The organism is Enterobacter cloacae complex sp. ECL411 (genome assembly GCF_021869665.1).
Lineage (GTDB): Bacteria > Pseudomonadota > Gammaproteobacteria > Enterobacterales > Enterobacteriaceae > Enterobacter > Enterobacter intestinihominis.
Genome location: NZ_CP091486.1, coordinates 4,090,178 through 4,117,156 on the forward strand (window position 1 = coordinate 4,090,178; position 26,979 = coordinate 4,117,156).

At 55.6% G+C, this 26,979-nt stretch carries 26 protein-coding genes, 1 other RNA gene and 1 pseudogene; 15 read left to right on the forward strand and 13 right to left on the reverse strand.

Annotated elements, in window-relative coordinates:
• Positions 1-4: 4 nt before the first annotated feature.
• From yqjA to L3069_RS19625, 9 genes are all read left to right on the forward strand, one after another.
• Positions 5-667 carry a DedA family general envelope maintenance protein YqjA gene (gene yqjA, locus L3069_RS19585; RefSeq protein ID WP_022649475.1) on the forward strand — a complete coding sequence of 221 codons (663 nt, stop codon included), beginning with the start codon at positions 5-7 and terminating at the stop codon, positions 665-667.
• A gap of 2 nt (positions 668-669) precedes the next feature.
• On the forward strand, positions 670-1,053 hold the full coding sequence (gene mzrA / locus L3069_RS19590; protein WP_022649476.1) for an EnvZ/OmpR regulon moderator MzrA: 384 nt from the start codon (positions 670-672) through the stop codon (positions 1,051-1,053).
• Between the two features lie 143 nt (positions 1,054-1,196).
• On the forward strand, positions 1,197-1,565 hold the full coding sequence (locus L3069_RS19595) for a DUF1090 domain-containing protein (protein WP_017382428.1): 369 nt from the start codon (positions 1,197-1,199) through the stop codon (positions 1,563-1,565).
• 29 nt (positions 1,566-1,594) lie between these two features.
• Entirely contained in the window at positions 1,595-1,900 is a 306-nt protein-coding gene (locus tag L3069_RS19600; RefSeq protein WP_008503141.1) for a YqjD family protein, read from the forward strand.
• Positions 1,901-1,902: 2 nt separating this feature from the next.
• Positions 1,903-2,301, forward strand: a complete 399-nt coding sequence (locus L3069_RS19605; RefSeq protein WP_003862647.1) for a phage holin family protein — start codon at positions 1,903-1,905, stop codon at positions 2,299-2,301.
• Complete coding sequence (locus tag L3069_RS19610) at positions 2,298-2,594, forward strand: YqjK-like family protein (RefSeq protein ID WP_022649477.1); 297 nt, start codon at positions 2,298-2,300, stop codon at positions 2,592-2,594. The genes L3069_RS19605 and L3069_RS19610 overlap by 4 nt, the downstream gene beginning before the upstream one ends.
• Before the next feature lie 254 nt (positions 2,595-2,848).
• Entirely contained in the window at positions 2,849-3,241 is a 393-nt protein-coding gene (locus L3069_RS19615) for a DoxX family protein (RefSeq protein ID WP_032626373.1), read from the forward strand.
• A gap of 72 nt (positions 3,242-3,313) precedes the next feature.
• Positions 3,314-4,300, forward strand: coding sequence for a glutathione S-transferase family protein (locus tag L3069_RS19620; RefSeq protein ID WP_063135867.1), 987 nt, complete (start codon positions 3,314-3,316; stop codon positions 4,298-4,300).
• A 106-nt stretch (positions 4,301-4,406) separates the two neighbouring features.
• Entirely contained in the window at positions 4,407-4,772 is a 366-nt protein-coding gene (locus L3069_RS19625) for a DUF805 domain-containing protein (RefSeq protein WP_022649479.1), read from the forward strand.
• Positions 4,773-4,819: 47 nt separating this feature from the next.
• On the opposite strand, the gene L3069_RS19630 is transcribed toward L3069_RS19625, so the two are convergent.
• A complete protein-coding gene (locus tag L3069_RS19630; RefSeq protein WP_038416772.1) occupies positions 4,820-5,722 on the reverse strand; it encodes a LysR family transcriptional regulator in 903 nt (300 codons plus the stop codon).
• A 104-nt stretch (positions 5,723-5,826) separates the two neighbouring features.
• Here L3069_RS19630 and L3069_RS19635 point away from each other — a divergent pair, with 104 nt between their 5' ends.
• Positions 5,827-6,528 carry a pirin family protein gene (locus L3069_RS19635; RefSeq protein WP_022649481.1) on the forward strand — a complete coding sequence of 234 codons (702 nt, stop codon included), beginning with the start codon at positions 5,827-5,829 and terminating at the stop codon, positions 6,526-6,528.
• A gap of 95 nt (positions 6,529-6,623) precedes the next feature.
• On the opposite strand, the gene L3069_RS19640 is transcribed toward L3069_RS19635, so the two are convergent.
• The 11 genes and pseudogenes from L3069_RS19640 to garL all read right to left on the reverse strand — a co-directional run bounded on the left by L3069_RS19640 (position 6,624) and on the right by garL (position 20,415).
• Positions 6,624-7,925 carry a serine dehydratase subunit alpha family protein gene (locus L3069_RS19640; RefSeq protein WP_126509606.1) on the reverse strand — a complete coding sequence of 434 codons (1,302 nt, stop codon included), beginning with the start codon at positions 7,923-7,925 and terminating at the stop codon, positions 6,624-6,626.
• A 20-nt stretch (positions 7,926-7,945) separates the two neighbouring features.
• Positions 7,946-9,278: pseudogene (locus L3069_RS19645) on the reverse strand (amino acid permease).
• A 274-nt stretch (positions 9,279-9,552) separates the two neighbouring features.
• Entirely contained in the window at positions 9,553-11,847 is a 2,295-nt protein-coding gene (gene pflB, locus L3069_RS19650; protein WP_023298699.1) for a formate C-acetyltransferase, read from the reverse strand.
• 15 nt (positions 11,848-11,862) lie between these two features.
• The gene (gene tdcD / locus L3069_RS19655) at positions 11,863-13,071 is read right to left on the reverse strand and encodes a propionate kinase (RefSeq protein ID WP_023307043.1); all 1,209 of its coding nucleotides are present in this window, start codon (positions 13,069-13,071) and stop codon (positions 11,863-11,865) included.
• A gap of 30 nt (positions 13,072-13,101) precedes the next feature.
• Positions 13,102-14,433 carry a threonine/serine transporter TdcC gene (tdcC, locus tag L3069_RS19660; RefSeq protein WP_022649486.1) on the reverse strand — a complete coding sequence of 444 codons (1,332 nt, stop codon included), beginning with the start codon at positions 14,431-14,433 and terminating at the stop codon, positions 13,102-13,104.
• 9 nt (positions 14,434-14,442) lie between these two features.
• Positions 14,443-15,432 (reverse strand): bifunctional threonine ammonia-lyase/L-serine ammonia-lyase TdcB, encoded by a 990-nt coding sequence (tdcB, locus tag L3069_RS19665; protein WP_023298701.1) that lies wholly within the window; start codon positions 15,430-15,432, stop codon positions 14,443-14,445.
• A 96-nt stretch (positions 15,433-15,528) separates the two neighbouring features.
• Positions 15,529-16,449 carry a transcriptional regulator TdcA gene (tdcA, locus tag L3069_RS19670; RefSeq protein WP_023298702.1) on the reverse strand — a complete coding sequence of 307 codons (921 nt, stop codon included), beginning with the start codon at positions 16,447-16,449 and terminating at the stop codon, positions 15,529-15,531.
• A gap of 672 nt (positions 16,450-17,121) precedes the next feature.
• Positions 17,122-17,498, reverse strand: an RNA gene (gene rnpB, locus L3069_RS19675) — RNase P RNA component class A.
• Between the two features lie 32 nt (positions 17,499-17,530).
• Positions 17,531-18,676 carry a glycerate 2-kinase gene (gene garK / locus L3069_RS19680; protein WP_022649489.1) on the reverse strand — a complete coding sequence of 382 codons (1,146 nt, stop codon included), beginning with the start codon at positions 18,674-18,676 and terminating at the stop codon, positions 17,531-17,533.
• A 56-nt stretch (positions 18,677-18,732) separates the two neighbouring features.
• Positions 18,733-19,623 carry a 2-hydroxy-3-oxopropionate reductase gene (gene garR, locus L3069_RS19685; protein ID WP_038416775.1) on the reverse strand — a complete coding sequence of 297 codons (891 nt, stop codon included), beginning with the start codon at positions 19,621-19,623 and terminating at the stop codon, positions 18,733-18,735.
• A gap of 21 nt (positions 19,624-19,644) precedes the next feature.
• Positions 19,645-20,415: a 2-dehydro-3-deoxyglucarate aldolase gene (garL, locus tag L3069_RS19690; protein WP_038416776.1), complete on the reverse strand. Its 771-nt coding sequence runs from the start codon at positions 20,413-20,415 to the stop codon at positions 19,645-19,647.
• A 367-nt stretch (positions 20,416-20,782) separates the two neighbouring features.
• On the opposite strand from garL, the gene garD reads away from it, so the two are divergent.
• Positions 20,783-22,354 (forward strand): galactarate dehydratase, encoded by a 1,572-nt coding sequence (gene garD / locus L3069_RS19695; protein ID WP_023307046.1) that lies wholly within the window; start codon positions 20,783-20,785, stop codon positions 22,352-22,354.
• 107 nt (positions 22,355-22,461) lie between these two features.
• Here garD and L3069_RS19700 read toward each other — a convergent pair whose 3' ends face one another.
• Complete coding sequence (locus tag L3069_RS19700; RefSeq protein ID WP_015571958.1) at positions 22,462-23,265, reverse strand: DeoR family transcriptional regulator; 804 nt, start codon at positions 23,263-23,265, stop codon at positions 22,462-22,464.
• Between the two features lie 239 nt (positions 23,266-23,504).
• Between L3069_RS19700 and kbaZ the strand changes: the two genes are divergently transcribed.
• Genes kbaZ through agaE form a run of 4 tightly spaced genes read left to right on the forward strand, consistent with a single transcriptional unit; the run spans position 23,505 to position 26,963 of the window.
• Entirely contained in the window at positions 23,505-24,812 is a 1,308-nt protein-coding gene (gene kbaZ / locus L3069_RS19705) for a tagatose-bisphosphate aldolase subunit KbaZ (RefSeq protein WP_032677146.1), read from the forward strand.
• A gap of 19 nt (positions 24,813-24,831) precedes the next feature.
• Positions 24,832-25,305: a PTS N-acetylgalactosamine transporter subunit IIB gene (agaV, locus tag L3069_RS19710; RefSeq protein WP_003861728.1), complete on the forward strand. Its 474-nt coding sequence runs from the start codon at positions 24,832-24,834 to the stop codon at positions 25,303-25,305.
• A gap of 10 nt (positions 25,306-25,315) precedes the next feature.
• Entirely contained in the window at positions 25,316-26,095 is a 780-nt protein-coding gene (gene agaW / locus L3069_RS19715; RefSeq protein WP_038416778.1) for a PTS N-acetylgalactosamine transporter subunit IIC, read from the forward strand.
• On the forward strand, positions 26,085-26,963 hold the full coding sequence (gene agaE / locus L3069_RS19720) for a PTS N-acetylgalactosamine transporter subunit IID (protein WP_022649494.1): 879 nt from the start codon (positions 26,085-26,087) through the stop codon (positions 26,961-26,963). The genes agaW and agaE overlap by 11 nt, the downstream gene beginning before the upstream one ends.
• The last annotated feature ends 16 nt before the right edge of the window (positions 26,964-26,979 follow it).

Consider the following 26,979-nt stretch of genomic DNA (forward strand, 5'->3'; position numbering starts at 1 on the left):
CTGAATGGAACTTTTGACCCAACTACTGAACGCCCTCTGGGCTCAGGATTTCGAAACGCTGGCCAACCCGTCCATGATTGGCATGCTCTACTTTGTGTTATTTATGATCCTGTTCCTTGAGAACGGTTTGCTGCCTGCTGCCTTTTTACCGGGCGACAGCCTGCTGGTGCTGGTTGGGGTGCTCTGTGCAAAAGGGGCGATGGCTTTCCCACAAACGGTTCTGCTGTTGACCATTGCCGCCAGCCTGGGTTGCTGGGTGAGTTATATTCAGGGGCGATGGCTGGGCAACACGCGAATCGTTCAGAACTGGCTTTCGCATCTTCCGGCACATTATCACCAGCGAGCGCACCACCTTTTCCATAAGCACGGGCTCTCCGCCTTGCTGATTGGCCGCTTTATCGCATTCGTACGCACCCTGCTGCCGACCATTGCGGGCTTGTCCGGCCTGAGCAGCGCGCGCTTCCAGTTCTTTAACTGGATGAGCGGCCTGCTGTGGGTTCTGATCCTGACCACGCTCGGCTACGCGCTCGGTAAAACGCCGGTCTTTATGAAATATGAAGACCAGCTGATGTCTTGCCTGATGCTGCTGCCCGTCGTCCTGCTGGTGTTTGGCCTGGTCGGTTCACTGGTCGTACTGTGGAAAAAGAAATACGGAGCCAGGGGTTAACGATGGTTATCTCCCCGCTCGCGCTGCGCCGCTTCTCTTACGCCATCGTCGCGCTAATGATGTTCAGCGCTCTCATCCTGCTATGGTCTGCCCTACAGCACCAGGAGTCGACGCTGACTATCCGTCCTGTGAGTCAAGGAACCAGCGTGCCGGATGGTTTTTCCATCTGGCATCATCTGGACGCTAACGGGATCCGCTTTAAGAGCATCACGCCGCAAGACGATGTGCTGCTGATAAAATTTGACTCCAGTGCGCAAAGCGCCGCGGCGAAAGCGGTGCTGGACCGCACGTTGCCGCAGGGTTACATCATCGCGCAACAGGATGATGACAGCCACGTAGCCTCCTGGATGTCACGGTTACGCGACACGTCGCATCGATTTGGCTAACGACTAATATTCCGAATATTTTCACCCACTTTGGTGAAACTCCCGTTTACTTACTATGCTTAAGTACGCGGAGCACCCCTCAGATGTTCTCCGCATAGTTCTGGAACACGGCTTACGCCGTAACACAATGGAAGGTTTCTATAATGAAATACCGCATCACCCTGGCTCTGGCCCTTTTTTCTTTAAGCACAGCTTCCTTCGCTATGTCTCTTTGTCAGGAGAAAGAACAGGATATTCAACGCGAAATCAGTTATGCCGAAAAGCATAACAATCAGCACCGGATCGACGGACTGAAAAAAGCGTTGAGCGAAGTGAAAGACAATTGTACGGACAGCAAGCTGCGTGCCGATCATCAGGAAAAAATCGCTGAACAGAAGGACGAGATAGCCGAGCGCCGTCAAGACCTGCAAGAAGCGAAAGAGAAAGGTGATGCGGAAAAAATTGCCAAGCGCGAGAGGAAGTTGCAAGAGGCGCAGGACGAACTGAAAGCGCTGGAAGCTCGCGATTATTGAGTTAACGGAAATCTCAACAGGAGAGAATCATGTCAAAAGATACAACTTCAGAACATCTGCGCGCTGAGCTGAAATCCCTGGCGGACACCCTGGAAGAGGTGCTGAACTCTTCTGCCGATAAATCGAAAGAAGAAGTCAGCAAACTGCGCAGCAAAGCGGAGCAGGCACTGAAAGAGAGCCGTTACCGTCTGGGTGAAACCGGTGATGCACTGGCGAAACAGACCCGCGAAGCGGCTGCGCGCGCAGACGAATATGTACGTGACAATCCATGGACAGGCGTTGGTATTGGTGCCGCAGTGGGTGTGGTGCTGGGTGTCCTGCTGACGCGTCGTTGATTATGGAAGATCCACGTCACGCACAAGGGCCTGCTAAAAACGTCCTCGGCATCGGCCAGCGTATTCTTACGACGCTGGTCGGGATTGCCGAAACGCGCGTCCGGCTTGCGGTAGTGGAACTGGAAGAGGAGAAAGCCAATCTCTTCCAGATGCTGCTCATGCTTGGGCTTACGATGCTCTTTGCCGCGTTTGGTCTGATGAGCCTGATGGTGTTAATCATCTGGGCTATCGATCCACAGTATCGGCTGAACGCGATGATTGCGACTACCGTGGTTCTGCTGGTGGCGGCGCTGATAGGCGGTATCTGGACCCTGCATAAAGCGCGCACGTCGACCTTCCTGCGCCATACTCGCCAGGAGCTGGCCAACGACCGCGCCCTGCTGGAGGATGATAAGTCGTGAGCGACAAAGCCGAACGTCAAAAGCGGAAAGCGTATCTGCTGAGCCAGATCCAGCAGCAGCGGCTGGACCTGTCCGCCAGCCGTCGCGACTGGCTGGAGCTGACCCAGCGTTACGATCGCGGCTGGAATACTCTTCTGAGCCTGCGTTCGTGGGCGCTGGTGGGTAGCAGCGTGATGGCGATCTGGACGATTCGTCATCCAAACATGCTGATTCGCTGGGCACGCCGTGGCTTTGGTGTCTGGAGCGCATGGCGTCTGGTGAAAGCAACGATTCGTCAGCAGCAGCTGCGCTAGCCTTCTCGCCGGGTGGCACTGCGCTTACCCGGCCTACGGTAAAAAAGTAGGCCGGGTAAGGCGTAGCCGTCACCCGGCAAAATCTCTCTATGCTCCCTTACTCAATATCTTTGAAAAAGATTGACAGTTTTCCTTGCTAACAATTGCCATCCGCCCCGTTTACACTCCTCTCCATCGACAGCAAAGACGCGGTATCTACCCGAATTTGCACGCAAATAACGTTTAGCCGCTGATGTGGTTTCCTGGAGAGTAAAATGAAAAAATTAGATGATGTTGGTGTATTGGTAGCGCGTATTCTGATGCCTGTGCTGTTCATCACCGCAGGCTGGGGCAAAATTACCGGCTATGCGGGCACTCAGCAGTATATGGAAGCGATGGGCGTACCGGGTTTCCTGCTGCCACTGACCATCCTGCTTGAGTTCGGCGGCGGCCTGGCAGTGCTGTTCGGTTTCCTGACCCGCACCACGGCGCTGTTCACCGCAGGCTTTACCCTGCTGACCGCGTTCATCTTCCACAGCAACTTTGCGGAAGGCGTGAACTCCCTGATGTTCATGAAAAACCTGACCATCGCAGGTGGCTTCCTGCTGCTGGCTATCACGGGTCCGGGCGCCTACAGCATCGACCGTCTTCTGAATAAGAAGTGGTAAGCACGCTATACTGATTAAATTCAAAGCGAGGAGACATCTCCTCGCTTTTGCTATCTGACGGAGGAGTAAAAAATGGGACAACTCGTAGACGGCGTCTGGCAGGATGTCTGGTATGACACCAAATCCACCGGTGGACGCTTTAAGCGCTCTGTTTCGGCCTTCCGTAACTGGCTGACCGCCGACGGCGCGCCCGGCCCGAGTGGCGAAGGGGGCTTTGCGGCGGAGAAAGATCGTTATCATCTGTATGTTTCTCTCGCCTGTCCGTGGGCGCACCGCACGCTGATTGTGCGCAAACTTAAAGGTCTCGAATCGCTAATTCCGGTTTCGGTGGTCAACCCGCTGATGCTGGAAAACGGCTGGACGTTCGACAGTGACTTCCCGGCCGCGACGGGTGATGAGCTTTATCATCACGATTTCCTGTATCAGCTCTATCTGCGCGCCGATCCGCACTACACCGGACGCGTAACGGTGCCTGTGCTGTGGGACAAGAAAAACCAGACGATCGTCAGCAATGAATCCGCTGAAATCATTCGCATGTTCAATACCGCGTTTGACGCGCACGGCGCCCGCGCCGGGGATTACTATCCGGTTGAGCTGCGCGAGAAAATTGACGAGCTGAACGGCTGGATCTACGACAACGTCAACAACGGCGTCTATAAAGCCGGTTTTGCCACCAGTCAGGAAGCGTACGACGAAGCGGTCGGCAACGTGTTTGGATCCCTGGAACGTCTGGAGCAGATCCTCGGCCAGCATCGTTATTTAGCGGGCGATCGCCTCACCGAAGCAGACATCCGCCTGTGGACGACGCTGATCCGCTTCGATCCGGTGTATGTCACCCACTTCAAGTGCGACAAGCATCGCATCAGCGATTATCTGAACCTGCACGGTTTCCTGCGCGACATCTATCAGATGCCGGGTATTGCGGAGACGGTCAATTTTGACCATATTCGCACCCACTATTTCCGTAGTCATAAGACCATCAACCCAACGGGCATTATCTCCATTGGTCCGTGGCAGGTTCTGGATGAACCACACGGGCGCGACGTGCGTTTCGGATAATTATTTAGGGAATCAATTGATTCCCTTTTTTAATTCACGGCATACATCTATCCTTACCTCGATCGCTTAGAAAACAAGTGATTGACTGACTAAGAGGCAAGGAAAAATGGACTGGTATTTAAAAGTACTGCGCAACTACGTTGGATTTGGTGGCCGTGCCCGCCGTAAAGAGTACTGGATGTTCGTTCTGGTGAACTTCGTCCTGATTATGGTGCTGGGTATTGTGGACAAAATCCTCGGCTGGGAACGCGAGGGGGGCGAAGGCATTCTCACCACCATTTATGGTGTGTTGGTTCTGCTGCCTTCATGGGCCGTACTGTTTCGTCGTCTTCACGACACCGATCGTTCGGCGTGGTGGCTGCTGTTGCTGTTGATCCCGCTTATCGGCTGGATCGTGATTTTGATTTTCAACTGTCAGAGCGGAACGCCGGGAGAAAACCGCTTTGGTCCGGATCCGAAGATCTGCGCATAAAAAAAAGCCCGGTGGCGCTTCGCTTACCGGGCCTACAAATTACGATTTTATTTATTATATTGCGTGAAAAGCTTCGGAATTTCGCGTAAACACCATGATTTGGCTTCGCCCATGCTGTCACGACGCCACGCCATAATAATATCCACTTCGCTGGTGTATTCCGGGCTGACAACGCGCAGCCGTCCCTCTGCAATGTCCTTTTCGACGAACGGATACGGCATGGTCGCCACGCCCAGCCCCGCCAGCAGCGCCTGACGCTTATCTTCCAGCGACGTCACCGTCAGACGCGGCTGTTTATCCAGCAACTGCACCGTTAGCACCGGGCGCTCGCGCGCGGTATCCGCCACCGCCACGCCGCGGTATTTCACGCGCGTGACCTCAGAGAGCGGTTCCGGCTCATGATGGATCGGGTGACCCGGCGCAGCGACGTAGACGTTCATCACGCTGTACAGTTTGCGCGAGTTAATTTCTGACGATGAGCGGAAATGCATATCCGGCGCAATGACGATATCCGCCCTGCCCGTCTCAAGACGCTCCCACGCCCCGGCCAGTACCTCGGTGATGATCGACAGCTGGGTATTGGCTTTCGCGGCCAGTCTGTCCACCAGCGGGAACAGCGCCTCGGTGGGCACCAGCGCTTCGGTCACTAACGTCAGATGGGTTTCCCAGCCGCGGGCCAGCGCTTCGGCATCGGTCGTCAGTTTATCCGCCGCTTCCAGCAATACGCGGCCGCGCTCCAGCAGCATCCGCCCAACGTTGGTGAATTTTGTTCGATGACCGGAGCGATCGAAGAGCACAACATCCAGCTCCTCCTCCAGCTTTTGCATGGTATAGCTCAGCGCAGACGGAACGCGCCCCAGTTCATCTGCCGCCGCGGCAAAACTGCCGCGCCTGTCAATCGCGTCCATGACGCGAAGCGCCTCAAGCGTCAATGCTCTCTCTTTAGCCATCTCGTTCTCATTCAGGAAATTTGAACATACCGGGCAGAATATCTGGCTAACAATGCAGCGTCCATACCTTTACCATTGATTTAGTGTAAAGAGAGGTCAAGTTTATGATTACGACAAGAACAGCGAAACAGTGCGGACAAGCCGATTTCGGTTGGTTGCAGGCCCGCTACACCTTTTCCTTTGGACACTACTTTGACCCTAAACTTCTCGGTTACGCTTCACTGCGCGTATTGAACCAGGAAGTGCTCGCCCCGGGCGCGTCCTTCCAGCCGCGCACGTACCCGAAAGTCGATATCCTGAACCTGATCCTGGAAGGCGAGGCAGAATACCGCGATAGCGAGGGCAATCATGTCCAGGCGAAGGCTGGCGAGGCGCTGTTAATTTCCACGCAGCCGGGTATTAGCTATAGCGAGCATAACCTCAGCAAAGACAAAACGCTGACCCGCATGCAGCTGTGGCTGGATGCCTGTCCGGAGCGGGAAAATCCGCTGGTGCAAAAAATCGATCTGAAGGGCGATAAACAGCAGCTGATTGCCTCGCCAGACGGCAGCAAAGGCAGCCTGCAGTTACGCCAGCAGGTGTGGCTGCACCATATCGAACTGAAAAAAGGTGAACAGGCAAGCTTCCAGCTTCATGGCCCGCGCGCCTATCTGCAGTCCATTCACGGAACGGTGCATGCGGTGACGCACGCGGAAGAGAAAGAGGCGCTCACCTGCGGCGACGGCGCGTTTATTCGTGATGAAGCGAATATCACCCTGGTGGCGGATACGCCGCTGCGCGCGCTGCTGATTGATTTACCGGTTTAACCCCCCCCCTCACCCTAGCCCTCTCCCCAAAGGGGAGAGGGAACGATCGAGCCCCTCGCCCCAATGGGGAGAGGGATTGGGGTGAGGGGAAATTTTTACACCTTACTCGCCATAATCTCAATAATCTGCCGGTCCGTTGCCTGCATCGAGCGGCACGCCAGCGCGCACAGGTTCGCGATCGACTGCTCCACGTCGTGGGCCACAATCCCCTCGTTGCCCGTCACGGCAGTATCATCCAGCGCCATCATCACGGCTTTCCAGGCGCTGGTGACGCTGGTCGAGACCTTCATTGCGCAACTGTTAGACGCCCCGTCACAGATCATCCCGCTGACGTCGCCGATCATACTGCCGATCGCCATGGAAATTGTCTGGTAAGAACCGCCCATCAGCCACGCCATCCCTGCGGCGGCCCCCATTCCGGCCGTTGTCGCCGCACACAGCGCGGACAAGCGCGGAAGCTGGTAATGGATATAGATCGCCGACAGGTACGAGAGCATCAGCGCCCGCGCCAGCCGTTCGTCATCGGCCTGAACGTGCTCAGCCACCACCACCACCGGCATGGTGGCGGTGATGCCCTGATTCCCGGAACCCGAGTTGCTCATCGCCGGCAGCGTCGCGCCCCCCATGCGGGCATCCGAAGCTGCGCTGGTGCGGATAACAATGTCTGAACCCAGATCCTGCGCCATCCATCCGCGTGTGCGCTGTTTATTGAGCGTCGCACCAATATGCAGCCCCCAGTTGCCACGTAAACCTTCCCGGGAGAGCGCATCGTTCAGCCGTCCCGCATCGAGGATAAAGCGGATCGCGTCGAACGGCACCTGTTCCACAAACTCAAGGATCTGCGACAGCGTGGTGGTCGAGAGCACCTCCAGCGGATCGTCGCTGTTCTGGCTCTGATTATCGTCAAGCCTGAAGCGCGTTTCGCCCTGACACACCATCTCCACCACACGGGTGTGCCCGCCGGCGATGGTCACCATCGCCGAGGATTCACCGACGTAAACGCAGGCACGTGAATAGAGGATCTCATCGCACGGCTCCTGCAATTTTACCTGCACCAGACCCGCGTTCAGCAGTGCTTTGGCGCGCGTTAGCGCCTCGGACGACGCGTCTTTCAACACCTCCAGTCCGGCATGCGCGTTACCGCCAATCGCGCCCAGCGCGGCCGCGATGGGTAAACCGACCATACCGGTACCGGGCACCGTTACACCAAGCCCGTTTTTCATCAGGTTCGGCGATACCCACGCCTCGATACGCGTCACCTCACCGTCAAGCTGTCCGGCAGCCATCGCGCACGCCAGCGCCAGCGAGACGGGTTCGGTACAGCCCAGCGCAGGCTTTACCTCTTCCTGCACCGCGCGAATAAAATGGTTCCATAAAGGATTAATTTGCTCAGACATCGTTACGACCTTATTTAACCTCATGAGAAGGCGAGGAAAGGAGAAACACAAAGCAGCAGCCCGGTAATTACAATAATCACCAGCGATACGCCTTTATATTTATGAAGTGCGGGCACTTTGTAGACCAGCCACGCCGGAATTAAGCAGCCCACCATCCCGAAAATAGGGCTACAGATGGAAGTGAAGCTCAGCACCGGCGCGTTTAACACAATCGCGCTCCAGGCCAGCAGGATGGCAAACAGCATAATCCCGCGCTGGACGGCATTTTCATTGATTTTCTCCGCCGGCATTTTGCGGCGCAGGATGTTCATCACAATGCCCTGCGTCGCCTCACGAAAGCCGAGATAGACGCCAAAGAACGCGGTCATCACAGCGAAAATATTGAGGATTACGCTGACGATTTTGACCCAGCCCGCGCCGTCACCGCTGATAAACTGTGCTGCGATTGCCAGGGCGGAAATATTCTGCTCGTAGGCTTTTACCGCCTCGTCGTGCCCCATCGCCAGGGTGAAGGAGACAGCGTAGAAAAAGACCGTCACAAACAGCACGCCAAAGGCGATATTCATTGCCCGCAGCGCTTTATGACGGCGCCACCTCAACGGATTTTTCCCTTGAACGATAGGAAATCACCATCGGGCTTAATGTCTGAATAAACAGAATGGAGGTTAAGGTGAAAGGCAGCGTAATAATGGCGTTTTTAATCAGCAGCCCCATTGGCGGCAGCATGCCGACGTTGGCTAAATGCCAGAGGCCAATCATCGAAAGCCCCAGCGCCGCCACCACAAATAATTTGGTCAGCACCATCAGGCTGGAGACTTTAAACAGCAGCTTTTCACCGCGCGACGAAATGGCGACCAGAATGCAGATCAGGAATAAGCCGTAGAACGGATTTTCCGAGAGCAAACCGTCGGTTACGCCGAAGGTGTGTAAATAGGATGCGCTGTCGTTGGTAATGGCCGTCGAATAGACAAACATCCAGATCACCAGCATCACGAAATAAAGTGCACCCAATAAGATGCCCCAGTTTTTGCCTAAATATCCGCTAATAACGCTCGGATAGTCTTTACATTCCGGTGATTCCGCCAGCGTATTAATAAACAGGCGCTGGAACAGGTACATGGCCGGATAACCAATTATCGACGAGAGTAAAAATACCCATAGCCCCATTAATCCAACCTGCACCGGAAGAAAAACAATGCCCGCGCCGATAGCCATCCCAATACTCATGATGACCCAGCCCGTATCGGTGCTGTCGAATTTAATCGCCTCTCGCCATTCGCTTTCGCTCATTCCCGCCCGCCTTGCCGCAGGGGAATCACTCACAATCACACTGCTGTTTGTTGCCATATTCATTGGGCACTCGCTTATTTTGTAGGGTAACGATTTGTTTTTATAAGGTTCCGATCGCCAGCGATTGCGAGTCAGAGGGTGCAGGTGTGAGTTATTGGTATGGGGAGATCATATCCGGAGCGCGGGAGAAAAAAGTCACAACTTTTATAGGGATTTCCTTAGGCGAGAGGAAAATATTACTTCGGGATAGCAGAAAAGAGAGCGAGTTTTCTAAAATTGACGGTGTTCACAAAATTAAAAGCCTCCTCATCTGAGGAGGCTGAAGATGGAGCCTGTGTTAGATCGCCTGCGTAAACGTCCTCGAAATCACGTCCTGCTGCTGCTCGCGCGTCAGAGCGTTAAACCGCACCGCATAGCCTGAAACGCGGATCGTCAGGTTCGGATAGTTCTCCGGATGGGCGATGGCATCCAGCAGCATCTCCCGGTTCATCACGTTGACGTTCAGGTGCTGCCCGCCCTCAATGGTCGCTTCGTGGTGGAAGTACCCGTCCAGCAGCCCGACAAGGTTGGTTTTGCGCACCAGCTCGTCCTTGCCCAGTGCCTGCGGCACGATGGAGAAGGTGTAGGAGATCCCGTCTTTGGCATAGGTGAACGGCAGCTTGGCGACCGAGGTCAACGACGCCACCGCCCCTTTTCTGTCGCGCCCGTGCATCGGGTTGGCGCCAGGCGCAAACGGTGTACCGCCGCGACGTCCGTCCGGCGTGTTGCCGGTCTTCTGCCCGTAAACCACATTGGAGGTGATGGTCAGGATCGACTGCGTCGGCACGGCGTTGCGGTACGTCGGCAGCGCCTGGATTTTCTTCATAAAGCGCTCAACCAGATCGCAGGCGATACTGTCCACCCGATCGTCGTTGTTGCCGTATTGCGGATAGTCGCCTTCGATGACGAAATCGACCGCCAGACCGGTGTGGTCGCGCACCGGTTTTACCGTGGCGTATTTGATGGCTGACAGGGAATCCGCCGCCACCGACAGTCCGGCAATGCCACAGGCCATGGTGCGGTAAACGTCCCGGTCGTGCAGCGCCATCAGCGAGGCTTCGTAGCTGTATTTATCATGCATGTAGTGAATGAGATTCAGCGCACTGATGTACTGCACTGCCAGCCAGTCCATGAAGTGATCGAGGCTCGCCATTACGGTGTCGTAATCCAGTACATCATCCAGCAGCGGCTCGGTTTTCGGCCCCACCTGGATCTTCAGCTTCTCATCCACCCCGCCGTTAATCGCGTACAGCAGCGTTTTCGCCAGGTTGGCGCGTGCGCCGAAGAACTGCATCTGCTTGCCGATCACCATCGGACTGACGCAGCAGGCAATGGCGTAGTCGTCGCTGTTAAAGTCGGCACGCATCAGATCATCGTTCTCGTATTGCAGCGAGGAGGTGACGATCGAGACCTGCGCGGCGTATTTCTTGAAAGCGATCGGCAGCTGTTCGGACCAGAGGATCGTCAGGTTTGGCTCCGGCGCAGGCCCCATGGTGTGCAGGGTATGCAGATAGCGGAAGCTGTTTTTGGTCACCAGCGTACGGCCATCCAGCCCCATGCCGCCGATCACTTCCGTGGCCCAGATCGGATCGCCGGAGAAGAGCGTGTCGAACTCCGGCGTGCGCAGGAAGCGCACCATGCGGATCTTCATGATGAAGTGGTCGATCAGCTCCTGGGCCTGCACCTCGTTCAGCCTTCCTGCCTGCATGTCGCGTTCAATGTAGATATCGAGGAACGAGGCCGTGCGCCCCAGCGACATCGCCCCGCCGTTTTGGGATTTCACTGCGGCAAGGTAGGCAAAGTAGACCCACTGCACCGCTTCCTGCGCATTCATCGCCGGACGTGAAATATCAAAGCCATAGTTCGCCGCCATCTGCTGGATCTGGAGCAACGCACGTTTGTGCTCCGCCAGCTCCTCGCGCAGGCGGATCGTGGCCTCCAGATCGTCTCCGCGCTCCAGTTTCCCCTGGAGATCGGCGAACTGAAGTTCACGCTCGCGCACCAGATAGCTGATGCCGTATAGCGCCACGCGGCGGTAGTCGCCGATGATGCGTCCGCGCCCGTAGCCGTCCGGCAAACCGGTGAGCACGCCGGATTTTCGGCAGCGCATCATCTCCGGGGAGTAAACGTCAAACACGCCCTGGTTGTGGGTTTTGCGCAGGTCGGTGAAGAGATATTCAAACTGCGGATCCATCTCGCGGCCGTAGGCTTCGAACGAGCTGCGGATCATGTTGATCCCGCCGTACGGATGCAGGGCCCGCTTGAGCGGCTTGTCGGTTTGCAGGCCGACGATCGTCTCCAGCTCCTGGTCAATATAGCCCGGCCCGTGCGCGGTTATGGTGGTGGCGATGTTGGTGTCAAAATCCACCGGAGCGTGGGTGGCATTCTCCTGGCGAATGCCGACCATCACCTTCTGCCACAGCGCCGTCGTTGCTGGCGTCGCCTGCGCGAGGAAAGCTTCATCGCCTTCATAAGGGGTGTAGTTATGCTGAATAAAATCGCGCACGTTAATGGCGTTTTTCCATTCTTCACCGCGAAACCCGGCCCATGCATCGCTGTAAGGCGCGACGCCCGTATCGATTGTTACTTTCATCAGATTCTCGCTTTATCAGGCGTAAGCCGCAGCCGGGGTGACCTTCCCAAGACGGAGGGCATCCAGCGCGATCATTTTTTCTTCATTGGTAGGGATCACCGCGCAGGCCGCGCGGGACGACTCGGTGGAGATCACGCGCTCACCCGCGCTGCCCGGCAGGGCATTTTTGGACTCGTCGAGGATGATGCCAAACACCTTCAGGTGCTCCACCACCAGCGCGCGTATGAGAACAGAGTTCTCACCGATCCCGCCGGTAAACACCACGCCATCCAGACGGTGCAGGGATGCGGCATGACCGGCGATATGCCGCGCTATGCGGTGGACAAAGGTCTTTATCGCCAGCCGCGCCCGCTCGTTGCCGTCATGCCAGGCTTTCTCCAGCACGCGCAAATCGGAGGAGATGCCGGAGATCCCCAGCAGCCCGGACTCTTTGTTGACCACGCGCTCCAGATCCTCGAACGTCTGGCCGGTCTGCCGGGCAATCCACGCCATCGCGCCAAAATCTACGTCGCCACAGCGCGTGCCCATCACCAGTCCTTCAAGCGGCGTCATCCCCATGGACGTGTCCACGCTTCTGCCGTTACGCACCGCGCAAATGGACGCCCCGTTGCCGAGATGGGCAATCACCAGGCCGCTGTCTTCGGCGGAGAGCCCGAGAAGCGCGTGCGCCTGCGCCGCCACGTAGCGGTGAGAGGTGCCGTGGAAGCCGTAGCGGCGCACGCCCAGCTCTTCAAAATAGCGGTACGGCAAGCCGTACAGATACGCCTGCGGCGCCATGGTCTGGTGGAAGCTGGTATCAAATACCGCCACCTGCTGCACCCCGGGGAAGAGTCGCTCTGCGGCTTCCACGCCGCTCAGGTTAGCGTAGTTATGCAGCGGCGCCAGCGGGGAGACCTGGCGGATCTGCTCCATCACCTCTTCCGTGATCAGGGTCGACTCGCTGAAGAGATCGCCGCCGTGGGCAATGCGATGGCCAATCAAAGCCACGCTGCCCATCAGGTCGCGCTTCTCCAGCTCCAGGGCGATGGTGGCCAGCGCCCCTTCGTAGTCCTGATGAGCCAGTCTGACTGGCTCACCCCCATTCACGGAAATAAAGGCTTTTTCTGTGTTGATGCCGTCCGCAATGCCCGTCAGCAGGGCATCGCAGCCTGCGGCGTCCAGCACCGAAAACTTAACAGAGGACGATCCGCAGTTAATGACCAGTACTACCGGAAACTCAATCATGGTATGGCTCCGCTCTTCCTGAGCTTTGGTTTAAAACAATTTGTACACGATGTTCAGAATGGTCAGCAGGCCGACCACGGTTACGAAGATGTTCTCGGTCCGGCCTTTGTATTTCGCCAGCGCCGGTGCTTTGCGGATGGCGTACATCGGCAGCAGGCACAGCAGAGAGGCGATAATTGGCGCGCCCATGGCTTCAATAAGGTCGAGAATGTTCGGGTTGGCATAGGCCACAATCCAGGTGGAGCCCATGATGAAGACCATGCTGATGGTGTTCAGCTTGCCCACGGAGACGTTCTTCTTGTCGCCCTTGTAGCCGAACTTAACGATCAGGCCGTTCAGCCCCTCCAGCGTGCCCAGGTAGTGACCGAAGAAGGATTTAAAGATAGCGACCAGCGCGATGATGGACGCGCCGTACTCCAGCACCGTGGCGAACGTGGATTTACTGCCTGACATCGACGCAAAGTGGTTCGCCAGGTAAGAGAGCACCGGAATGTTCTGCGCTTTGGCGTCCGCCATGTTCTGCGGAGAGAGCGTAAACAGGCAGCTAAAGGCGAAGAACATCACCACCGCCACCATCAGCAGGCTGGCGCGACCGATGATTTTGGAACATTTCTGCTCGGTGAATTCTTTACCAAACTCCGGCTCGTACTCTTCGCGCTTGGAGACCACAAACGAGGAGACGATAGGCGAGAAGTTGAAGGAGAAGACCATAATGGAAATCCCCAGCCACACCGTGACAAGAATGCCGTCATGACCGGTGAAGGCGATATCGCTCAGGTTAACCTGGTCGATCACCGCTGAGTTCCAGTACGGGATCAGCGAGAGAGAAATCAGCACCAGGCTGGCGATGAACGGGAACACCAGGTAGCTCATCACCTTCACCATCAGGTCTTTACCGAACCAGATAACAAAGGCCATCAGCAGCAGCAGGAACAGCGCCACCACGCCGCGGTTCAGGGCAGGCATCTGGAGCTGGTTTTCCCAGAAGGTCATAAAGGTGTTGGTAATGGTGACGCCGTAAATCCACAGCAGCGGGCAAATGGCAAAGAAGTAGAGGAAGGTGATCACCACCCCGCCGGTCTTACCAAAATGCTCCTCCACCGTTTCGGTGATGTTGCCGGAGACGTTACTGCCGGACAAACACAGACGCGCCAGCGCGCGGTGGCAGTAAAAGGCAATCGGGAACGCGAGTACCAGCATCAGCAGAATAGGGATCAACCCCCCAAAGCCTGCGCGGATGGGGAAGAACAGCACGCCAGCGCCAATGGCGGTACCAAACAGGCCGAGCGTCCAGGTGGTATCCGATTTACGCCAGGAGGACGTTTTTGTCTGGCCAACGATAATGCTTTCTGTGTTGCTCATAGGTCACCTTTATGCGTCAACGAAGCCGGTAATTTGGGAAACACGGGAGAGATCAATATTGCCACCGGAAATAATGCAGACGGTTTTACGGCCCTGAATATAGTGGTCCAGCTTGCCGCTTAATAACGCCGCGCACGCCAGCGCGCCAGCACCTTCCGTAACCACTTTATTTCGCTGAATAAGCGCGATCATGCTGTTGCGAATCTCGTCTTCGCTGACCAGCACAATGTCGTCAACCAGTTCACGAACGATTTCGAAGGTTAAATTACCCGGGCGAGACACGTCGCAGCCGTCCGCTAATGTGCCGGTAATGCGGTGGTTCGTTATTTCACCGGTCTGATACGACGCCGCCATTCCGTGCACGTTTTCAGACTGCACGCCGATAATATTGATAGTTGGGTTGATGGATTTAATTGCTGTCGCAATACCGGCAATTAAACCACCGCCGCCGATGGGGACAATCACGTTATCCACGTCGTATAAATCTTCGAGGATTTCCAGGCCGATGGTGCCCTGACCGGCGATCACTTTCGGATCGTCGTAAGGCGGGATAAATATGCGCCCTTCCATCTCGACGATTTCGCTCACTTTGGCGATAGTGTCGTTAAAGTTCTCGCCATGCAGCACAACTTCGGCGGAGTAGTCGCGCGTGGCGGCCACCTTGGATTTCGGCGCGCCCATAGGCATTACCACTTTGCCGTCGATGCCGAGCATGGCGCAGGAGAGCGACACCCCCTGCGCGTGGTTCCCTGCGGAACAGGCAACCACGCCCTTGCGTTTTTCCGCATCGGTCAGCGAGCTTAATTTATTAAACGCCCCACGTATTTTAAACGAACCGGTACGCTGCATATTTTCAAATTTCAGGAATATCTCACCCTTACACCGTTCGCTCAGATAATTTGAACGCGGCATACCGGTTTTATAGATCTTTCCCGCCAGTCTTTTTCTGGCGTCCTGAATATCGTCAATGGTCACCGGGAGATCGTAAGTAATGTGCATAATATCCTCGTTATAATAATTCATTATTTTCAGGCAAAGTCAGGGTATCAGAGCGTTAAAAAGCGTCGCTCCGGGTCTTTTAAATCATCATTATTTCTATCGTCGTTTTTCGATATTCATCGACGAATATTGTTTTGCCAGTTCAACTAATACTGACGCCGATTTTTTAATACTGTAATTTTTTGACCACACGGCAGCATAACGCGCCACAGGTAATGCATCTTCCACCGGCAGGACAATAAACTGGTCCGAGCCGAATGGCGCAATCATGTCACGGGGGATCACCGTCAGGTAATCGGCATTGAGAACAAGGTTATAGATGGTGACGACGGAATCGGTCTGGACGATGTTTTCAATGCTGATGTGGTTATCTTGCAGGGTGGTCAGGAGTTCATTGTAGTAGCCCATATCGGTTTGCGGCATCACCCACTGCTCGTGCGTGAGCGATGCCAGTCTGGTCGGGCCGGTGCACGTTCGTGATTTACTCGCCACCAGCACAAACTCAGATTCAAAGAGTGGCTCAACGTGAAGATCCTGGAGCAACATCCCGTCGCTCAGCGTGCCGATGGCGAAATCCAGCCGGCCATCGCGAATGGCGGGCAGGAATGAAGAGAGCTGCGCTTCATACATTGAGACGCGCGCCTTCGGGAACACTTCCTTGAATTTTTTGATCATCCCGGACAGGAAGGTGAAGCCAATCAGCGACGGATAGCCGAAGGAGACGTCCATGACGGTACTGAAACTGAGGCTGTTGATCTCGCTCACCATGTTTTTCATTTCGCGGGTGATCGACTCAGCGTAGGACAGCAGCACCTGACCGGCGGCAGTGAGTTTTACGCCGGTGTTTTTACGCACCATCACTTCCACCCCAAAGTAGGATTCGATGTCGCTGATGATTTTGCTGACGGCAGGTTGCGTCAGCCCCAGTTGTCTTGCAGCAGAACCTATGGAGCCACTTTTGATGACTTCCTGAAATACCACGAGGTGCTGTGTTTTCGGTAGAATAATAGTATTCATAATATTCTGCGCTTATTTCCCTATGACGCAGCGGATTCTACCCAATATTGTTTCAGGGGGTATGTGCTGTTACTCACAATTTGCCAGGATGCCCTTTTTACAACCACATTCAAAATCGATTTATAATCTTATTATTCAAACAGTTAGATAGCTAAAAATACGCAATTACGCTGATATTGATCAACAAAATCCGCGGTAATAAATTTATTTTATGGCAATAACCAGCATGAATTTTTTTGCCTTAACAATATTAATAAAGACTATCTTTCAGGCAATTAAAGGTTAATAAACCATCATTATTCTTTTAAAACATTTTTGTGGTTTATCAACTTTATCAGGAATATTTTCTCAGCTTCCGGTTAAAGAGTGGGATATATCACACATTCACCAGAAGAATGTTTTTAGATTCAATATTAAATTATCAAATGAATAACATTCAGCATCACTGATTCAACATTCACAACATCTGTTCAACACTAAAATTTTCTAATTTTATAGCGTTAAATTTTGTGATTACGATCATGCGCAGCAGATGAAAGGAACGCATAATCGGTAAAGCAGTGAAATGTGCTTGGCGTCGCAAAATTGAGAATTGATGTCGTTTGGCGCTTCGCTGACCCGGCATGCAACCTTCAGAAAACAAAAACCCCGCCGAAGCGGGGTTTCGTAAGAAGTTGAAGCTGACCGATAAGCCGGGTTCTGTCGTGGACAGTCATTCATCTAGGCCAGCAATCGCTCACTGGCTCAAGCAGCCTACCCGGGTTCAGTACGGGCCGTACCATGTGAACCCCTATTTGGCCTTGCTCCGGGTGGAGTTTACCGTGCCACGGACTGTTACCAGCCGCGCGGTGCGCTCTTACCGCACCCTTTCACCCTTACCTGATCCCGCTTACGCGGGCCATCGGCGGTTTGCTCTCTGTTGCACTGGTCGTGGGTTTCCCCCCCAGGCGTTACCTGGCACCCTGCCCTGTGGAGCCCGGACTTTCCTCCCCTCCGCCCGTCTCCCCCGAAAGGGACGACGACGAAGCGGCGACTGTCTGGTCAGCTTCGGCGCGCAGTATAGAGGGTTTGCGCGCCGCTGTCACCCCTGGCTACGCATGCCTACCTGCAATGTGGCCGCGATATTACGCGAGGCGCGGTAAATGTTGTCGTACGCTCCCTGGAACGCCTCTTCCAGTGAACCGATGCGGGTCAATACGCTGAACACCGCGTCGATGCCGTACTGATGCACCACACCCACATCCTGCGTCAGACTTCCGGCAATCCCTATCACCGGCTTATGGTATTTTTTGGCGACGCTCGCCACGCCGACGGGCACTTTGCCATTAATGCTCTGGCTGTCGATGCGCCCTTCTCCCGTCAGCACCCACGTGCAGTCGTGAATATGTTCTTCAAGATTGAGCGCCTGAGTGACAATCTCAATGCCGCTTTTCAGCTCAGCGCCCAGGAAGGCCATCAGCGCCGCGCCCATGCCGCCCGCCGCTCCTGCCCCCGGAACCGGGTTGACGTCAATGCGCAGGGATTTTTTGATCACGTTGGCGTAGTGGCTAAGACTGGCGTCGAGTTCGAGGATCATCTCCTCCGTGGCGCCTTTTTGCGGGCCAAAGATACGCGACGCGCCGCTTTCACCGACCAGCGGATTCGTCACGTCACAGGCGACGCGGATTGCGCACCCCTGAAGACGCGGATCAAGATCCGAAATATCAATACGGTTCAGCGCCATCAGGCTGCCGCCGCCGTAGCCGATCTCCGTCCCGTTCGCATCCGTAAACCTCGCGCCCAGCGCCTGCATCATACCCGCGCCCCCATCGTTGGTTGCGCTCCCGCCGATACCGATAATGATGTTGCGCGCGCCTTTATCCAGCGCGCGGAGGATCAGCTCCCCCGTCCCGCGCGACGTCGTGACCAGCGGGTTACGCTGCGCGGGAGGAACAAGTACCAGGCCGCTGGCGGCGGCCATCTCGATAAACGCGGTGGTACCGTCGCCCGAGATCCCCCAGCTGGCCTTCACCTTTTCCCCTAACGGGCCGGTGACGACAGCCTGCTGCCAGGTGCCCTGCGTCGCGGCGATCATCGCTTCAACCGTACCTTCTCCGCCGTCAGCAACGGGAACAGACACGTAATGAGCGTCGGGGAAAATTTCCCGAAATCCTTTTTCTATCGCCTGCGCCACCTCAGTGGCAGACAGGCTTTCTTTATAAGAGTCTGGCGCGATTACGATTTTCATAGTTGTATGCCTGAGCCGTAGGCCCGGTAAGCGTAACGCCACCGGGCGGGACGTCATTAGCGAGCAATTTCAACCTTCGCCAGCTTTTCGTAATAGCACGCTAACGCGCTGTGATCGGCGGTGCCCAGACCGTCCGCACGCAGCGCCTGCATCATCTCCATGACGGCGGCAGTCAGCGGCAACTGCGCGCCCACGCCGTGGGAGGTATCCAGCGCATTCGCCAGATCTTTAATGTGCAGATCGATGCGGAAGCCCGGCTTGAAGTTACGATCCATCACCATCGGTGCCTTGGCATCCAGCACGGTGCTGCCCGCAAGACCACCGCGAATGGCCTGATAGACCAGATCCGGATTAACGCCCGCTTTGGTGGCCAGCGTCAGTGCTTCGGACATGGCCGCGATGTTCAACGCCACAATCACCTGGTTTGCCAGCTTGGTGACGTTGCCTGCGCCAATTTCACCGGTATGCACCACGGAGCCAGCCATGGCTTTCATCAGGTCGTAGTATTTGTCGAACACGGCTTTATCGCCCCCCACCATCACCGACAGAGTACCGTCGATGGCTTTCGGTTCGCCGCCGCTGACCGGCGCATCCAGCATCTCCACGCCTCTCGCTTTCAGCGCCTCACTGATTTCGCGGCTCGCCAGCGGCGCGATAGAACTCATGTCGATCACCACCAGACCCGGCTTCGCGCCGTCGATAATGCCGTTCTCACCCAGCGCCACCTCTTTCACGTGCGGGGAGTTTGGCAGCATGGTGATAATGACATCGCACTGCTCGGCGATCGCTTTTGCAGTTGTCGCCGTTTCTGCGCCAGCCGCAATCACTTCTGCCACCGCGTCTGAATTACGATCTAAAACCACCAGTGAGTAACCTGCTTTGATGAGGTTTTTGCTCATTGGTTTGCCCATGATACCCAGGCCAATAAAACCCACTTTCAGCGTCATAATCTGTTTCCTCAATGATGGTTATTTTTTAAAAGCGTCTGCTAATTTCTGCGTGGCGGCGCGGAATACGCCGAGGTCGCTGCCGACGGCGACAAACGTTGCGCCCCACTCCAGGTAGCGGCGGGCATCAGCTTCCACCGGCGCCAGAATGCCGCACGGTTTACCGTGCGCTTTGGCACGGGCAAAAATGTGCTGGATTGCCCGCTGCACGTCCGGGTGGCTGGCGTTGCCCAGATGACCAAAGGCGGCCGCCAGATCGCTCGGGCCGACGAAAATACCGTCGACACCTTCGGTCGCGGCAATGGCGTCGACGTTATCGACCCCCTGCTGGCTCTCGATCTGAACCAGAATGGTGATGTTCTTGTTGGACTGGGCGAAATAGTCCGGCACGGTGCCAAACATGTTGGCGCGGTGCGAGACAGACACGCCGCGGATCCCTTCCGGCGGATAGCGGGTGACAGCTACGGCCAGCACCGCTTCTTCTTCCGTTTCAACAAACGGGATCAGGAAGTTGTAGAAGCCGATATCCAGCAGACGCTTGATGATCACCGGCTCGTTGGTAGGTACACGCACCACCGGCGCGCTGTGGCTGCCTTTCAGCGCCATCAGCTGCGGAATAAACGTGTTGATATCGTTTGGCGCATGTTCGCCGTCCAGCACCAGCCAGTCGAATCCGGCCAGGCCCAGCACTTCGGTGCTGATGGGGTTGGCCAGCGCAGACCAGCAGCCAATCTGAATCTGATGCGCCGCAAGGGCCGCTTTAAATTTATTCGGGAAGATGTCGTTACTCATTACGTATACCTTTTTTAATTCCGCAGTTTTAGCCAGTAGCTTTTCTTATTTATTCCGACTCAGCGTCAGCGTTATATTTATTTTCCTGACTGAATTTTGGCTTTATAAAATCGTCATTCAGTATAATCGTCACCACCCGGCAGCACATTGTCTCAATGCTCAATTATCCAACGGGGTTAGCACGCTATTTTGAGCATATGCCCAATGCAGTGGGCGCTGATGCACAGAATCAACGATTAGTGTTTCGGGAGCGATCGCGATCACATTCTCACTTTTCCTCTCCTGACATTCTTTATTTCCTCAATAAGAAACGATTAACCATCTGGCTATATTTAGTATCAGATATTTTGCTGGAGATGAGTGAACAATGGCCGATATTGAAATTCGACAGGCGTCGCCGACGGCGTTCTATATAAAAGTGCACGATACCGATAACGTGGCGATTATTGTCAACGACAATGGCTTAAAAGCGGGTACCCGCTTTCCGGACGGGCTCGAGCTGATTGAGCACATTCCGCAGGGGCATAAAGTCGCACTGGTCGATATCCCGGCGCAGGGCGAAATCGTGCGCTACGGCGAAGTCATCGGCTATGCGGTGCGCGCTATCCCGCAGGGTAGCTGGATTGAGGAGTCGCTGGTTGAGCTGCCCACCGCCCCGCCGCTGGAGACGTTGCCGCTGGCTACCCGCGTCCCTGAGCCGTTACCTCCGCTGGAGGGTTATACCTTCGAAGGTTACCGCAACGCGGATGGCAGCGTGGGAACCAAAAACCTGCTTGGCATCACCACCAGCGTGCATTGCGTGGCGGGTGTCGTGGATTACGTGGTGAAAATTATTGAGCGCGATCTGCTGCCGAAATACCCCAACGTTGACGGCGTGGTGGGTCTTAACCACCTGTACGGCTGCGGCGTGGCGATCAACGCGCCCGCAGCGGTCGTGCCGATCCGCACGATCCACAATATCGCCCTTAACCCAAACTTTGGCGGCGAGGTGATGGTGATTGGCCTCGGCTGTGAAAAATTGCAGCCAGAACGCCTGTTGCAGGGTACTGAGGATGTGAAAGCCATTCCGGTTGACGAGGCCAGTATTGTGCGTCTTCAGGATGAACACCATGTCGGCTTCAGATCGATGGTCGACGACATTTTACAGGTGGCAGAGCGCCATCTGGAGAAGCTGAACAAACGCCAGCGTGAAACCTGCCCGGCCTCTGAACTGGTGGTTGGGACACAGTGTGGCGGCAGCGATGCGTTTTCCGGCGTCACCGCTAACCCGGCGGTAGGTTATGCCTCCGATCTGTTCGTGCGCTGCGGCGCCACGGTGATGTTCTCTGAAGTCACCGAGGTGCGTGATGCTATCCACCTGCTCACGCCGCGCGCCGTTAACGAAGAGGTGGGCAAACGCCTGCTGGAGGAGATGGCCTGGTACGATAACTATCTCGACATGGGCAAAACCGACCGCAGCGCCAACCCGTCTCCGGGTAACAAGAAAGGCGGCCTGGCGAACGTGGTGGAAAAGGCCCTCGGGTCGATTGCCAAATCCGGCCAGAGCGCGATTGTGGAAGTGCTCTCACCTGGCCAGCGACCAACCAAACGCGGTCTGATCTACGCGGCAACGCCTGCCAGTGATTTCGTGTGCGGCACCCAGCAGGTAGCATCCGGCATTACGGTACAGGTCTTTACCACCGGACGCGGCACGCCGTACGGCCTGATGGCGGTACCGGTGATCAAAATGGCGACCCGCACCGAGCTGGCAAACCGCTGGTATGACTTAATGGATATCAACGCGGGCACCATCGCCACCGGGGAAGAGAGTATTGAAGAGGTGGGCTGGAAGCTGTTCCACTTCATTCTGGATGTGGCAAGCGGGCGGAAGAAAACCTTCTCCGATCAATGGGGATTGCATAACTCGCTGGCGGTGTTTAACCCGGCGCCGGTGACGTGATGGCCCCTCATCCTGCCCTCTCCCCACCGGGGAGAGGGTAAAAAAACCGCACCGAGCAGTCCCCTCTCCCCTATGGGGAGAGGGTTAGGGTGAGGGGAAAAGCCTCTTTAGACCAGCACCACATCGATCCCGCTTTTGCGTAACCCTTCCAGGCTTTCCGCCGGAATACCTTCATCAACGATAATCATGTCGATCCGCTGAGTATCAATGATTTTATGCAGGCTTGAACGGTTAAACTTGCTGGAATCAGTGACAACGATAATACGCTCCGCCACCTCGCACATTTTCCGGTTCAGACGGGCTTCATCCTCGTTGTGCGTACTCACCCCCCGATCGAGATCGATGGCATCGACGCCCAGGAACAGCAGGTCAAAATGGTAATTCTGTAAGGACTGCTCCGCCTGGTCACCATAGAAGGACTGCGACTGACGGCGCAAGTGCCCGCCGGTCATCAGCAGCTCTACGCCCTCCGCTTCCAGCAGCGCGTTTGCCACGTTCATCCCGTTGGTCATGGCAATAACATCGGTGTGCTGGCGCAGCATGCGAGCAATTTCAAAGGTCGTGGTGCCGGAGTCCAGAATAATGCGGTGACCCGGCTTCACCAGTTCAGCCGCCGCCTGCGCGATGCTGCGCTTCACAGCCGTATTAAGGGAACTTTTGTCCTCAACGGACGGCTCCACGCCGGGGGCATTACCTTCACAAATCAGCGCGCCGCCGTAAGCGCGAACGGCAATCCCCTGCTTTTCCAGAAAGGCCAGATCGTTACGGATCGTCACCGTCGACACGCCGTATAAAAGAGAAAGATCGTTAACCTGCACGCTTCCCTGCGCCCGCAACCGCTGAATGATCTGCTCTCGCCTTTCACTGGTGCCGGTGATGCGCTTCTCTGCGGATGAATCGGTGCTGCTCATACGAGCTCCTTAGTAAATAAACTTTCGTTTCATTTCGTTTTGCTTATTAACGCCTTTCTTTTGAGGGAATGCAAGCCCTGTATGGTGAGCAGACGCAAGCTTAACCGCCGCTGAAACCTTTCATTATGTTTCTTTTGTGAAACAGATCGGAAAACTATTATCTTTCGTTTTATTTTTACCCCACCATAATGCAGTATCAAATGAAACAAAACGAAAGATGAATACCAACACCATCCGAAATGGAGAGGAAAGTGAAACATCTGACAGAAATGGTGGAACAACATAAACGGGGGAATACAAACGGGATTTACGCCGTCTGTTCCGCACATCCATTGGTACTTGAAGCTGCAATTCGTTACGCCCATTCACAACAGACGCCTCTGCTGATTGAAGCCACCTCAAACCAGGTGGATCAATTTGGCGGCTATACCGGTATGACGCCCGCCGATTTTTATGGGTTTGTCTGCAATCTGGCGGGATCCCTCGGTTTCCCCACCTCACAGCTGATCCTTGGCGGCGATCATTTAGGTCCAAACCGCTGGCAAAACCTGCCAGCTTTGCAGGCGATGGCGAACGCCGACGATCTGATCAGAAGCTACGTGGCGGCCGGATTTAAAAAAATTCACCTCGATTGCAGCATGTCCTGCGAAGACGATCCGGTTCCTTTAACCGATGCAATCGTTGCCGGGCGTGCCGCTCGGCTGGCTAAAATTGCCGAAACCACCTGTCTCGAGCAATTTGGCGTAGCGGATCTGGTCTACGTTATCGGCACGGAAGTTCCGGTTCCCGGTGGGGCACACGAAACGCTGACCGAGCTTGAGGTCACCACACCAGAGGCGGCACGTGCCACGCTTGAGGCACACCGCCACGCATTCGAGAAGGAAGGGTTAAGCGACATCTGGCCGCGCATTATTGGCCTGGTGGTTCAGCCTGGCGTTGAGTTCGACCATGCGCACGTTTGTGACTATCAACCGCATAAAGCCGTCGCACTGAGCAAGATGGTTGAAGCCTACGACACGCTCGTATTTGAAGCACACTCTACCGATTACCAGACGCCGCAGGCGCTGCGCCAGTTGGTGAAAGATCACTTCGCCATTCTGAAAGTCGGCCCTGCGCTAACCTTCGCGCTGCGCGAAGCGCTGTTCTCCCTGGCTGCAATTGAAGAAGAGCTTTTGCCGGCAAAAGCCTGCTCAGGACTGCGTCACGTCCTGGAAAACGTGATGCTCGATCGCCCGGAATACTGGCAAAGCCACTATCACGGCGACGGCAATGCCCGTCGCCTGGCCCGCGGTTACAGCTATTCCGACCGCGTGCGCTATTACTGGCCAGACAGCCAGATTGACGAGGCTTTTGAGCGACTGGTACGCAACCTGGCGGATGAACCGATCCCGCTGCCGCTGATCAGCCAGTATCTGCCGTTGCAGTACAGCAAAGTTCGCGAGGGTGCTCTCAGGTCCACACCACGGGAGCTCATTCTCGACCACATTCAGGACATACTCCAGCAGTACCATGCCGCCTGCGAAGGCGTAACGACTCAACACGCATAATTAAAAAGAGGAAAACGCTATGCCAAACATTGTCTTATGCCGCATTGATGAACGCCTGATCCACGGTCAGGTGGGCGTACAGTGGGTGGGGTTTGCGGGGGCGAACCTGGTGCTGGTGGCAAATGACGAGGTTGCAGACGATCCGGTTCAGCAAAACCTGATGGAGATGGTGCTTGCGGAAGGCATCGCCGTGCGTTTCTGGTCCCTGCAAAAAGTGATCGACAACATTCATCGCGCCGCCGATCGGCAGAAAATTCTGCTGGTTTGTAAAACACCGGCTGATTTTTTAACGCTGGTCGAGGGCGGCGTGCCCATCACCCGTATCAACGTCGGAAATATGCATTACGCCAGTGGCAAACAGCAAATTGCCAAAACGGTATCTGTAGACGCGAACGATATCGCCGCGTTTAACGGCCTGAAGGCGGCCGGAGTGGAATGCTTCGTTCAGGGCGTTCCAACAGAGACTGCTTTGGATCTCTTTAAACTGCTCTGAGGGATTCACAATGGAAATCAGTCTGTTGCAGGCTTTCGCGCTGGGGCTTCTCGCCTTTATCGCGGGCCTGGATATGTTTAACGGCTTAACACACATGCACCGTCCGGTGGTGCTCGGGCCACTGGTTGGCCTGATTCTGGGCGATCTGCACACCGGAATTCTGACCGGCGGTACGTTAGAACTGGTCTGGATGGGTCTCGCGCCGCTGGCGGGCGCGCAGCCGCCAAACGTGATTATCGGCACCATCGTTGGCACCACATTTGCCATTACCACAGGCGTGAAACCGGATGTCGCGGTTGGGGTCGCCGTGCCGTTTGCCGTGGCGGTTCAGATGGGGATCACTTTCCTCTTCTCGGTGATGTCCGGCGTGATGTCCCGCTGCGATCGCATGGCGGCTAACGCAGACACCCGTGGTATTGAACGGGTCAACTATCTGGCACTGCTGGCGCTCGGCGTCTTCTACTTCCTGTGTGCGTTTCTGCCCATCTACTTCGGGGCTGAACATGCGAATACCGCGATTGATGTCCTGCCGGAACGTCTGATCGACGGTCTGGGCGTCGCGGGCGGCATCATGCCAGCGATCGGCTTCGCCGTGCTGCTGAAGATCATGATGAAAAACGTCTACATCCCTTACTTCATTATCGGCTTTGTCGCCGCGGCCTGGCTGAAACTGCCGGTGCTGGCGATTGCCGCGGCTGCGCTGGCGATGGCGCTGATCGACCTGCTGCGCAAATCGCCTGAACCGACGGCGCCTGCGGCCCAGAAAGAGGAATTTGAAGATGGCATCTAATCCAACCACCCTGCCGGGCGTGTCTGAAAGTGAAGAGACGCTGCTGACCGGCGTGAATGAAAACGTCTACGAAGACCAGAGTATTGGCGCTGAGCTAACGAAAAAGGATATTAACCGTGTCGCCTGGCGTTCCATGCTGCTACAGGCCTCGTTCAACTACGAGCGAATGCAGGCCTCCGGCTGGCTGTATGGGCTACTGCCCGCGCTGAAAAAGATCCACACCAATAAGCGGGACCTGGCGCGCGCCATGAAAGGCCATATGGGCTTCTTTAACACCCACCCGTTCCTGGTGACCTTCGTCATCGGCATTATTCTGGCAATGGAGCGTTCCAAGCAGGATGTGAACAGCATCCAGAGCACTAAAATTGCCGTCGGTGCACCGCTCGGTGGCATTGGTGACGCCATGTTCTGGCTAACCCTGCTGCCTATTTGCGGGGGGATTGGCGCCAGCCTGGCGCTACAGGGATCCATTCTTGGCGCCGTGGTCTTTATCGTGCTGTTTAACGTGGTGCATCTCGGCCTGCGTTTTGGTCTGGCGCACTATGCCTACCGGATGGGTGTCGCCGCGATCCCGCTGATCAAGGCCAACACCAAAAAGGTTGGTCATGCTGCGTCCATTGTCGGGATGACGGTGATTGGTGCGCTGGTGGCAACCTATGTGCGCCTGAATACCACACTTGAGATCAAAGCCGGGGATGCGGTCGTCAAACTGCAAACCGACGTGATCGACAAACTGATGCCCGCCTTTCTGCCGCTGGTCTACACCCTGACCATGTTCTGGCTGGTACGCCGTGGCTGGAGCCCGCTGCGCCTGATTGGTATCACCGTGGTGCTGGGCGTTGTCGGTAAATTCTGTCACTTCCTGTAAAAGCAAAGAGGTTGCG